The organism is Streptomyces sp. NPDC017095, assembly GCF_044332325.1.
Classification (GTDB): Bacteria; Actinomycetota; Actinomycetes; order Streptomycetales; family Streptomycetaceae; genus Streptomyces.
On sequence record NZ_JBIROU010000018.1, the window covers coordinates 129,189 to 140,861 of the forward strand.

The following is an 11,673-nucleotide window of genomic DNA, read 5'->3' on the forward strand; positions in this document are numbered from 1 at the left end:
CGGCGGTCAGCGCGGGCCGCGCCGCCGGGTGGCGCGCACCAGTGCGCCGTTCTTCAGCTCGAAGACCGCGCCGAGGGTGGCGTCGGGCCTGACCTCGACGGCGCACGGCCGGTCGATGCCGAAGGTCCGGTGGATGTCGGCGCCCGGATCGTTGATCTCGTCGATGCCGGCGTCCTGGGCGGCGGACGCGGGGATGCGGGCGCTGAGGAGTACGGCCTTCTGGTAGGCGGAGCCCTGCCCGCCGCCCTCGGCGAGCAGCCGCCGGGCGGCCCGCCGGGTGCTCTCCAGCCGCTCCGGGACCCGGTTGTCGGCCGCGAACAGCAGCAGCACCGGCGTGTCGAGCGCCACCTTGTCGTGCAGCCAGGTCCGGTCGGGCCGGCCCTCCAGCGGCACGTCGGGCAGCCGCATGCCACTGGCCAGTCTCCCGGTCCGGGAGCCGTCGCCGGGGTAGGCCAGGGTGAGCTGGGCCTGGCGCGGCGCGACGAACCGGTCGAGGAGGCCGGCGCGGGCGGCGCCGTCCAGGGCGAGGTCGCGCAGGTTCCTGCGCCAGCCGTCCAGGGTCCACATCCGGGTCTGCCGGTCGCTGTCGGCGACCACCGCGGCGGCCGTGTGCCGCCGCTGTCGGTCCCATTCCTCCAGGGCGGCGGGGGCGAGCTGCTGCCGCTGGATGGCCGCCAGCCGCCAGGCGAGCGAACTGGCGTCCTCCAGGCCGGTGTTGAGTCCCTGGGCGCCGGCGGGGCTGTGGATGTGGGCGGCGTCGCCGGCCAGCAGGACGCGGCCCACCCGGAACCGGTCCGCCATGCGCCGGTGGACGCGGAAGATCCCGGTCTGCAGTTCGCCCACCGCCCGGATCGGCACGGTGCACCGGGTCCGGGCCAGCCTCTGCGCGGTCTCGGCGAGCTGTCCTTCGGGCACTTCCTCGCGCAGGCCGAGGAAGACACGGGCCTTGCCGTCGGGCAGGCTGGTGACGACCAGGATGCCGGAGGGGTCCATGAAGTAGTGCGTCTCGTTCTGCGGCAGGCTGGTCTCCCACACGCCGTCCGCCACCAGGAACCGCGCCGGGTAGGTGGCGCCCTCGAAGCCCACGCCGAGGCACTGGCGGACGGTGCTGTGCGCGCCGTCGCAGCCGACGAGGTAGCGCGCCGTCGCCTCGGTCTCCTGCCCGTCGGTGCGCAGCACGGCCCGTACGCCGTCGGCGTCCTGGGTGACCCGGACGAACTCCGTGCCGTACTCGACCTTGCCGCCCGCGTCCGCGAAGCCCTGCCGCAGCACGTCCTCGGTGGCGCTCTGCGGCAGGGTGACCGGATAGCGGTACCGGCTTCCGTCCAGGCTGCCGAAGCCGATCCGGATGATCCGTCCGCCGATGTAGTACTTCAGCGCGCCGACCGTCAGCGACCGGTCGAGCAGCGGGTCGACGAGCCCCATGCGGTGGAAGCTCTCCAGGGCCCGCGGCCACAGCGCCAGGGACTTGGAGTGCGGGTGGTGGGTGGGGTCCCGGTCGACGACGCGTACGGAGATGCCCCGGCGCAGCAGGTCGACGCCCAGGGCGAGGCCGACCGGTCCCGCCCCGACGATGAGCACCTCGGTCTCGGACTGCTCCAGCATGCTGTTCCCTTCCCCGTCAGCGGGATGTGTTCCTGGTGTGGTCACGGCGGGTGGTCTCCTCAGGGCACGAGCACGACACGGCCCCGGCTGGCGCGTGACTCGACCAGATCGTGGGCCCGGGCGGCCTCGGCCAGGGGCACGCGCGCCGCGACCACGGGGCGTACGGATCCGTCGGCGACCAGGCCGAGGAGCCGCCGGGTGCCGGACTCGGCGAGGTCGGGGCGGTGGCGCAGCAGGGTGGCCATGCTGAAGCCGGTCACGTACTTCATGCCGAGCACGTCCAGGAACGGCAGGACGGGACGCGCGGTCGGGCTGCCGGAGGCGCCGTAGAAGACGAGCCGGCCGTACGGGGCCAGCAGGGCGACGTCGTCGTGCAGCAGGTCGCCGCCGACGCCGTCGAGGATGACGTCCACGCCCGGCCCGTCCACGGCTTCGCGCACCCGCTCGGCCCAGTCGGGGCGGCCGTAGTCCACGCAGACGTCGGCTCCCAGGGACCGGGCGAACTCCAGCTTCCCGGCCGAACTCGCGGTGGCGATCACGGGTTTCGCGCCGAGTGCCTTGGCGATCTGCAGGGCCATGTGGCCCACGGCGCCGGCCGCCCCGTGCACCAGCACGCTCTCCCCGGCCCGCAGCCGCCCGGTGTCGACGATCTGCATCGCGACCCGTCCGGTGGAGCCCAGGACCGTGGCCCCGGCCGGGTCCAGGCCGTCCGGCAGCGGCATGATCCGGTCCACCGGGGCGATGACGTGGTCGGCGTAGGCGTTCTGCGCCTTCCACACCACCACGCGGGTGCCGAGATGTCCGTCGGGCACCTCGGCGCCGGCCGCCTCGACCACGCCGACGACGTCCGCGGCGGGGCAGGCCGGCAGCACCGGTGCGGACACGGGGTGCTCGCCGCGCCGCCGCTGCACATCGGCCTGGTCGACGCCGATCGCCTCCACGCGGACCAGTACGTCGCCGGGCCCGGGACGCGGGACGTCCGCCTCCTCGATTCGGAGAACACTCGACGGCCCGAATTCGTGGTACCGAACGATGCGCATGGGCTGGCGGTCCCCTTAGGAATTCAGTCGGGCAAGATCGGAATTGGCAAAAAACATACCCCGCGGTGACGCGCCGTAGAAAGTCAACAAAAGAAGCACGTGAAATCGGCGAACCGGAGTGCCGCGTACCACCAAAGAGGCACACCGGATACCACATAGGTGGGGATTATCGGCCCGTACGCCGCCGTACGCCGCCGCATTTCTTAGTCTCCGAGGGAGCCTTCAGGTTAGCGGCGAGGAAAGGTGATGCTGTGGACAGCGTCCGGGAAGTTCCCGTGGAAGCAGAGCGCCCGCTCCAAGCGGCGCCGGTGTCGAAGCCCGGCGGGCGTGAACTGACGTGGGTGGCCTGCCTCGCGGTCTACTGCGTGGGATTCGCCGCGTTCGGCGTCTCCCGGTACCTCACCTTCGACCCGTCCAACAGCAGGCTGGGCATACGCACCGACCTGCCCTGGCACTACCCGCTGTTCGTCGTCCACATCTACACCGCCGTCATCGCCATCGTGCTGGCCTGGCTCCAGGTCTGGCCCTGGTTCCGGGCCCAGCGGCCGCGGGCGCACCGCATCGTCGGCCGCGTCTACTTCTTCGCCGGCGTCTTCCCGTCCGCGGCGCTGGCCCTGCCCGACTCGCTGCTGACGACCAGCGGACCGGACGTGTCCACCGCGCTGCTCGCCATGGACGCCTGCTGGATCATCACCGGTGTCGCCGGTTACCTGACCGCCCGGCAGCGAAAGTACGCCGACCACCGCAAGTGGATGCTGCGGAACGTCGCGATGACCACCTCCACGGTCACGCTGCGTCCGCTCAACCTCATTCTGGTGGCCGTCGGCCTGAACTACGAACAGGCCTACGCGTCGGCTACCTGGGGTGCGGTTCTCGGCCATCTCCTGTTCGTCGAATGGTACCTGCTGCGACCGAAGCGGAAGCGGCGCCCCGTCCCGAATCCCCGCTGACGAACGCCCTGTTTCCTCGTTCCTTCCCCGCCCATTCTCCGAGACGGGCAACGGCCTCCTGGGGGACACGTATGCGTACCGCCCGAACGATTCCGGACGACCGCGCCGGCACACCGAGCGAGCCGATCGCCGTCGTCGGCCTGGCCTGCCGGTTCCCCGGCGCGGACCGTCCGGCGGCCTTCTGGGACCTGCTCCGCGACGGCGGCAGCGCCCTCGCGCCGCCCGCGCCGGAACGCCGGCTCGCCGCCCGGCCCGGCGGCTTCCTGGACGACGTCGCCGGGTTCGATCCCGAGTTCTTCGACATCTCGCCGCGCGAGGCGGCCGCCATGGACCCGCAGCAGCGGCTGGCGCTGGAGCTGGGCTGGGAGGCGTTCGAGGACGCCGGCATCGTCGCGGGCGACCTCAGGGGCCGGCGGGCCGGCGTGTTCGTGGGCGCCATGTGGGACGACTACGCCACGCTGCTGCACCGGGCAGGCCCGGCCGCCGCCACCCAGCACAGCATGACGGGCCTGCACCGCGGCGCCATCGCCAACCGGGTGTCGTACACCTTCGACCTGCGCGGCCCCAGCATGGTGATCGACACCGGGCAGTCGTCCTCGCTGGTGGCGGTGCACACCGCCTGCGAGAGCCTGCGCCGGGGCGAGTCGGTGCTCGCCCTCGCCGGCGGGGTCAGCCTCATGCTGGCACCCGAGAGCACCGTGTACTCCGAGAAGTTCGGCGCGCTGTCCCCGGACGGGCAGTGCTTCACGCTCGACGCGCGCGCCAACGGCTACGTGCGCGGGGAGGGCGCCGGTTTCCTCGTCCTCAAGCCGCTCTCGGCGGCCCTGGCCGACCACGACCGCGTGTACTGCGTCATCGAGGCCGGCGCGGTGAACAGCGGCGGGGCGAGCGAGGGCCTGACGGTGCCGCGGGCCGGCGCGCAGGAGGCGGTGCTGCGCGAGGCGTACGGCAGGGCCGGTGTCGACCCGGCCGACGTGCAGTACGTCGAGCTGCACGGCACCGGGACCAGGAAGGGCGACCCGGTCGAGGCCGCCGCGCTCGGCGCGGTGTTCGGCGGCGGGTCCGGCGGGCGTCCCCCGCTGTACGTCGGTTCGGTGAAGACCAACATCGGGCACCTGGAGGCCGCGGCGGGTGTCGCCGGACTCATCAAGACGGTCCTGAGCATCCGGCACCGTCGCATCCCGCCGTCCCGCAACTTCTCCGAACCGCACCCCGACATCCCGCTGGACGCGTGGCACCTGCGGGTGCCGACGGAGCCGGCACCGTGGCCGCGCGAGGACGCGCCGCTGCTGGCGGGCGTCAGCTCGTTCGGCATGGGCGGCACCAACTGCCACGTGGTGCTGTCGGACCGGCACCCGGTGGCCCCGGCGGACGAGGCGGCGGCCGGCGGAGGCGGCGCGGTGATGTACGACGGAGCCGCTGAAGCGGCGGCCACCGGTGAGGACGCGGCGGAGGCCGCCGCCGGCGAAGGCGCGGAGGCGGTGGCCGCCGGGCGCGAGGCGCAGGAGGCGGTTCCCGGGGCCGCCGCGCCGGTGCCGTGGGTGGTGACGGCGCGCTCCCCCGGCGCGCTGCGCGCCCAGGCGGCGCGGCTGCGCGAGCACGTCGCCGCCCGGCCCGGCCTCGGCGCCGAGGCCGTCGGCTACACGCTCAGCGCCCACCGCACCGCGCACGAGGAACGCGCGGTGGTGCTCGGCCGCACGCCGGAGGACCACCTCGCCGGGCTGGACGCGCTGGCCCGCGGTGTGCCGGCCGCCGGCCTGGTGCGGGGCACCGCCCGCGACGGCGGCCGGACGGCGTTCCTGTTCTCCGGACAGGGCAGCCAGAGGCCCCGGATGGGCTACGAACTACACGCCTCCTTACCGGAGTTCGCCGCCGCGCTGGACGAGGTCTGTACGGCGTTCGACCCGCATCTGCCGCACCGTCTCAAGGACCTGCTGTTCGCCGGGCCCGGCACCGCCGAGGCCGCGCTGCTGGACGAGACCGAGTACACCCAGGCCGCGCTGTTCGCCGTGGAGAGCGCCCTGTACCGCCTGCTGCGGGCGTCCGGGGTGGAGCCGGACTACCTGCTGGGCCACTCGATCGGCGAACTCACCGCGGCGTACGCCTCCGGGGTGCTCGGCCTGGCGGACGCCTGCGCCCTGGTCGCGGCGCGCGGCCGGCTGATGCAGCGGGCCACCGCGGGCGGCGCCATGGCCGCCGTCGAGGCCGGCGAGGAGGAGGTCGGCGCCGTACTGGCCGCGCACGGCGACCGGGTGTCCATCGCCGCGCTCAACGGACCGCGCACCACGGTGGTCTCCGGGGACCGGGCGGCGGTGGCGGAGGTCACGGCGCACTTCCGGACCGCCGGCCGCAGGACCAAGGAACTGCGGGTCAGCCACGCGTTCCACTCCGCGCACATGGACGGCGCCCTGGAGGAGTTCCGCGCGGTGGCGGCCGGGCTGACCTACGGCACACCGAAGATCCCCGTGGTCTCCAACGTCACCGGCCGCCTCGCGACAGCGGCGGAGCTGGCGTCCGCCGACTACTGGACCCGGCACATCCGCGCCTGCGTGCGCTACGCCGACGGTGTCCGGCTGCTGCACGCCGAGGGAGTCACCGGCTACTGGGAGCTGGGTCCGGGCGGGCTGGCCGCGATGACCCGCGAGAGCCTCGCCGACGCCGGCACCGCGCCCGGCGGCGTGGTCGTCCCGGTGCTGCGGGACGGCCGGCCGGAGGAGCTGACCGTCGCCACCGCGCTCGCCGAGGCGTACGTGCGCGGAGCCGCGGTGGACTGGGGGGTGCTCACCGGGTGGACGCCCGCGCGGGTCGAGCTGCCCACCTACGCCTTCCAGCGCCGTCCCTTCTGGTTCGAGGAGCCCGGCGGCCGGGCGCGCGAGGACACCGCCGCGGCGGCCGGCTCCGCCACCGGTGAGACGGTCGGCTCGGCCACGGGGCACGCGGACGGAACCGCCCCCGGTCACACGGACGGCACCGCGACCGGTCCCGTGACCGGCGCCGCGCCCGAGCCCCGCCCGGCCCCGGAGTCCGCCCCCGGTCCCGCCCGCGAGCCCGGTGCCGAGCCGCTGGAGCTGGTGCGGACCTGTGTGGCGACCGTGCTCGGGTACCTGTCCACGGACACCGTGGACACCCGCCGGACGTTCAAGGAGCTGGGCTTCGACTCGCTCACCGCGGTGGAGTTCCGCGACCGGGTCGCCGAGGCCACCGGGCTGACCGGGCTGCCGCCCACGCTGATCTACAACTTCCCCACCCCGGCCGGTCTGGCCGGCTTCCTCCAGAGCCGGCTGTCGGGCGAGCAGTCCGCCGCCGAGGCCCCCGCGGCGGCCGTACCGGCCCGGCACGACGAGCCGATCGCGATCGTCGGCATGAGCTGCCGCTTCCCCGGCGGCGTCCGCTCGCCCGAGGACCTGTGGCGCCTGGTGGCCGACGGCAGGACCGGACTGTCGGCGTTCCCGGACGACCGCGAGTGGCCCGACGTCGAGCTGCGCGACCCGGAGAACCCGGACGTGCGCTACGCCAGGACCGGCGGCTTCCTGCACGACGCCGCCGCCTTCGACGCCCCGTTCTTCGGCATCAGCCCGCGCGAGGCGCTCGCGATGGACCCGCAGCAGCGGCTGGTGCTGGAGACCTCCTGGGAGGCCCTGGAGCGGGCCGGCATCGACCCCGGCGGCCTGCGGGGCCGTCAGGTGGGCGTGTTCACCGGCGCCACCGCCCAGGACTACGGGCCCCGCCTCGGCGACCCGGACCACGGCACGCACGGCTATCTGCTCACGGGCAGCACCCCCAGCGTCGTCTCGGGCCGCGTCGCCTACGCCCTCGGGCTCGAAGGCCCCGCCCTCACCGTGGACACCGCCTGCTCCTCCTCCCTGGCGGCGCTGCACCTGGCCGCCCGCTCCCTGTCGGCGGGCGAGTGCGCGCTGGCGCTGGCCGGCGGGGTGACGGTGATGGCGACGCCCGGCATGTTCGTGGAGTTCGCGCAGCAGCGCGGTCTGGCGCCCGACGGGCGGTGCAAGCCGTTCGCCCGGTCCGCCGACGGCACAGGCTGGAGCGAGGGCGTCGGCATGGTGGTCCTGGAGCGCCTGTCGGACGCCCGGCGCCACGGCCACCGCGTGCTGGCGGTGCTGCGCGGCTCGGCCGTCAACCAGGACGGCGCCAGCAACGGGCTCACCGCGCCCAACGGCCCCTCGCAGGAGCGGGTGATCCGCCAGGCCCTCGCCGACGCGGGGCTGGCCGCGGGCGACGTGGACGTGGTGGAGGCGCACGGCACCGGCACGAAGCTGGGCGACCCGATCGAGGCGCAGGCGCTGCTGGCCACCTACGGGCAGGGCCGCGACAGCGGGCGGCCGCTGCGGCTGGGCTCGGTGAAGTCGAACATCGGCCACACCCAGGCGGCGGCGGGAGTGGCCGCCGTGATCAAGATGGTCATGGCGCTGCGCCACGACAGCCTGCCCGCCAGCCTGAACATCGACGAGCCGACCCCGTACGTCGACTGGTCCGCGGGCGCGGTGGAGCTGCTGACCGAGCCGCTGCCGTGGCCCCGCGGCGAGCGGACGCGCCGTGCGGGCGTCTCCTCGTTCGGGATCAGCGGGACGAACGTCCACGCCATCCTGGAGGAGGCCCCGGCCGAGGACGGGCCGGCCGCGCCGGACCCGGCCGCCGGGCCGCCGCCCGCCGTGGTGCCGTGGCCGCTGTCGGCGCGGTCGCCCGAGGCGCTGCGCGGCCAGGCCGCCGCGCTGCGCTCGTACCTCGCGGACCGGCCCGGCCTGTCCCCCGTCGACGTGGGCCACTCGCTGGCCACCACCCGCGCCGCGCTGGAGCACCGCGCCGTCGTGGTCGGCGGGAGCCGGGAGGAACTGACGGCCGGGCTGGACGCCCTGCTGGCCGGCGACACCGCGGACGCGGTGGTGCGGGCGGTCGCCGCGGCCGACGCGGAGCGGGTGTTCGTCTTCCCCGGGCAGGGCGCGCAGTGGGCCCGGATGGCGGTGGAACTGCTCGACACCGCGCCGGTGTTCGCCGCGCGCATGCGGGAGTGCGCCGCCGCGCTGGACGCCGTGACCGACTGGTCGCTGCTCGACGTGCTGCGCGGCGAGCCGGGCGCGCCGACCCTGGAGCGGGTCGACGTCGTCCAGCCGGTGCTGTTCGCGATGATGGTGTCGCTGGCCCGGCTGTGGGAGTCGTACGGGGTGCGGCCGACGGCCGTGGTCGGGCACAGCCAGGGCGAGATCGCCGCGGCCTGCGTGGCCGGCGCGCTCTCGCTGGCGGACGCCGCGCGGATCGTGGCGCTGCGCAGCCGGGCGCTGGTGGCGCTGTCGGGCCGGGGCGGGATGGTCTCGGTGGCGCTGCCGGACGCGGAGGCGCGGCGGCTGCCGTGCTGGGACGGACGCCTGGACGTGGCCGTCGTCAACGGCCCGTCGTCGGTGGTGGTCTCCGGTGAGCCGGCGGCCCTGGACGAACTGCTGGCCGTGTGCGCCGAGCGCGGGGTCCGGGCGAAGCGGATCCCGGTCAGCTACGCGGCGCACTCCGCGCAGGTGGAGGCGATCCAAGAAGAGCTGATGGAGGCGCTGCGCGAGGTCACGCCGCGCGCCGCCGGCATCCCCTTCTACTCCACGGTGACCGGGGACGTCCTGGACACCACCACGCTCGACGCCGCCTACTGGTACCGCAACCTGCGTGAGACGGTCCGCTTCGAGCGGACCATGGGCACGGTGCTCGCCAAGGGGCACACGCTCGTCCTGGAGATCAGCCCGCACCCGGTGCTGCGCGGCGACATCGAGGAGGCCATCGCCTCGCGGGGCGCCCGGGGCGCGGTCGTGGGCTCGCTGCGCCGGGACGACGGCGGTCTGCGGCGCTTCGTGACCTCGGTGGCCGAGGCACACGCGCACGGGGCGCCGGTGGACTGGTCCGGGGTCTTCGCCGGGACCGGCGCGGCCCGGGTGGAGCTGCCCACCTACGCCTTCCAGCACGAGCGGTACTGGCTGGCGCCGCCCGCGCCCGCCGCCGCACCGGGCGGCGCGGACGAGACGCACTCCGCGTTCTGGGACATCGTGGCGCGCGGTGACGCCGACGGGCTCGCGGCGGAGCTGGCGCTGCCGGACGAGGCCGCGCTGCGGGCCGTGCTGCCGGCGCTGTCGGCGTGGCACGAGCGGCAGCGGGCGGCCGCGTCGGCCGATTCCTGGCGGTACCGGATCACCTGGCGGCCCGCGCCGCACACCCCGGCCGGGTCGCCGGCGGGCGGCTGGCTGGTGCTGCTGGACCCGGCGACCCGTGAATCGCCGCTCGCCGCCGCCGTCCTCGGCGCGCTCGGCGACAGCGCGCGGGTGGTGCCGGTGGATCACTACGGCGCGGACGGCGGAGCCGACGGGCTGGCGGCCGTACTGCGGTCCCTGCCGGCCTGCGGCCCGGAGCCGTCGGGTGTGCTGCTGCTCGCGCCGCCGACGCCCCTCGGGGCCACGGTCCCGTCCCGCTCCGGCGACTGGCCCGGTCTGCTGGGCGTGCTGCGGGCGCTGGGCGAGGCCGGAGTGACGGCGCCGCTGTGGTGTGTCACCCAGGGCGCCGTGGCGGTCGGCGGCGAGGAGCTGGCCGCCCCCGTGCAGGCGCAGCTGTGGGGTCTGGGGCGGGTCGCCGCCGTGGAGTTCCCGCAGCGGTGGGGCGGCCTGGTCGACCTGCCGGCGGACCTGGACCCGGCGGCGGCCGGCCCGCTCGCCGCGGTGCTGGCCGATCCCGGGGGCGAGAGCCAGGTGGCGCTGCGGACCGAGGGCGTCTTCGTGCGCCGGCTGGTGCGCGCGCCCAGACAGACCCGGCCCGGCGGCGACGAGCCGCGGTTCGGCGGCACCGTCCTCGTCACCGGCGGCACCGGTGCGCTCGGCCGGCACACCGCGGCCTGGCTGGCGGACCGGGGCGCCGAGCACCTTGTGCTGGTCAGCCGCAGCGGCCCGGCGGCACCCGGGGCCGACGCCCTTCAGGCCCTGCTGTCCGAGCGGGGCGTGCGGGTCAGCACGCTGGCGTGCGACGTGTCCGACCGGGCGGCGCTCGCCGCGCTGCTGGACGGTCTCGACGCCGCCGGCGACCGGATCAGGGCGGTCGTGCACACCGCGGGAGTCATCGAGAACACCCCGCTGGGCGAGCTGACGCCCGAGCGGTTCGCCGAGGTGCTGCGGGCCAAGGCCGACGCGGCGCTGCACCTGCACGACCTGACCCGGGACCGGGAGCTGGACGCGTTCGTGCTGTTCTCCTCGGTGTCGGGGATGTGGGGCAGCACCGGCAACGGCGGGTACGCGGCGGCCAACGCCTTCCTGGACGCGCTGGCGCTCCACCGGCGCGGCCTGGGGCTGCCGGCGACCTCGGTGATCTGGGGTCCGTGGGACGGCGACGGCATGATGACCCGGGGCGGCATGGCCCAGGCCGTCGTCCGGCGGGGTCTGCGGCTGCTGGCCCCGGAGCCGGCGACCGCCGCGCTGGGCCGGTGCCTGCTCGGCGACGACCCGACGCCGGTGGTCGCGGACGTGGACTGGGAGGCGCTGGCCGGCGCGTTCGGCGCGACCCGGACGACGGCGCTCTTCGCCGACCTGCCCGAGGCCCGCGCGGCCCTCGGGGAGGCGCGGCCGGCCGCCGAGGAGCCCACGCAGACGCTGGCCGGGCGGCTCGCCCCGCTGAGCCCCCTCCAGCGCCGGGAGACGGTCTCGCTGATCGTCCGGACGCAGGTGGCGCGGGTCCTCGGGTACGCCGGGCCGGACGCCGTCAGCGAGGAGAAGCCGTTCAAGGACCTGGGCGTCGACTCCGTGATCTCGGTGGAGCTGCGCAACCGGCTCCAGGCCGACACCGGGCTGCGGCTGCCGGTCACCGTGGTCTTCGACCACCCCACGGTGGCGCAGCTCGCCGACCTCCTGCTGGCCGCGGCCGGCACCGGGGACGACAGCGCGTCCGACGACGCCTCCGGTGCCGGGGACGACGCCTCCGTGTCCCGGGACGCGCCCGGGTCCGACCGGGAGCGCGACCGGACCCGGCGCATCCAGCACGCGCAAGAGCGGATCAACGACATGGACGCCGACGACCTGGTGCGCCTCGCGCTCGGCGAACGGTAG

The 11,673-nt window shown here is 75.5% G+C and carries 4 protein-coding genes; 2 read left to right on the plus strand and 2 right to left on the minus strand.

The features are described 5' to 3' along the window. Window positions 1–6: 6 nt before the first annotated feature. Together ACH4OA_RS29735 and ACH4OA_RS29740 are read right to left on the minus strand one after the other, a co-directional pair. Window positions 7–1,605 carry an FAD-dependent monooxygenase gene (locus ACH4OA_RS29735; RefSeq protein WP_397972219.1) on the minus strand — a complete coding sequence of 533 codons (1,599 nt, stop codon included), beginning with the start codon at window positions 1,603–1,605 and terminating at the stop codon, window positions 7–9. A 59-nt stretch (window positions 1,606–1,664) separates the two neighbouring features. Next, window positions 1,665–2,645: a zinc-binding alcohol dehydrogenase family protein gene (locus tag ACH4OA_RS29740; RefSeq protein ID WP_397972222.1), complete on the minus strand. Its 981-nt coding sequence runs from the start codon at window positions 2,643–2,645 to the stop codon at window positions 1,665–1,667. A gap of 275 nt (window positions 2,646–2,920) precedes the next feature. Here ACH4OA_RS29740 and ACH4OA_RS29745 point away from each other — a divergent pair, with 275 nt between their 5' ends. Then, complete coding sequence (locus ACH4OA_RS29745; RefSeq protein WP_397948261.1) at window positions 2,921–3,595, plus strand: DUF2306 domain-containing protein; 675 nt, start codon at window positions 2,921–2,923, stop codon at window positions 3,593–3,595. Window positions 3,596–3,666: 71 nt separating this feature from the next. Beyond that, on the plus strand, window positions 3,667–11,673 hold the full coding sequence (locus ACH4OA_RS29750) for a type I polyketide synthase (RefSeq protein ID WP_397972225.1): 8,007 nt from the start codon (window positions 3,667–3,669) through the stop codon (window positions 11,671–11,673).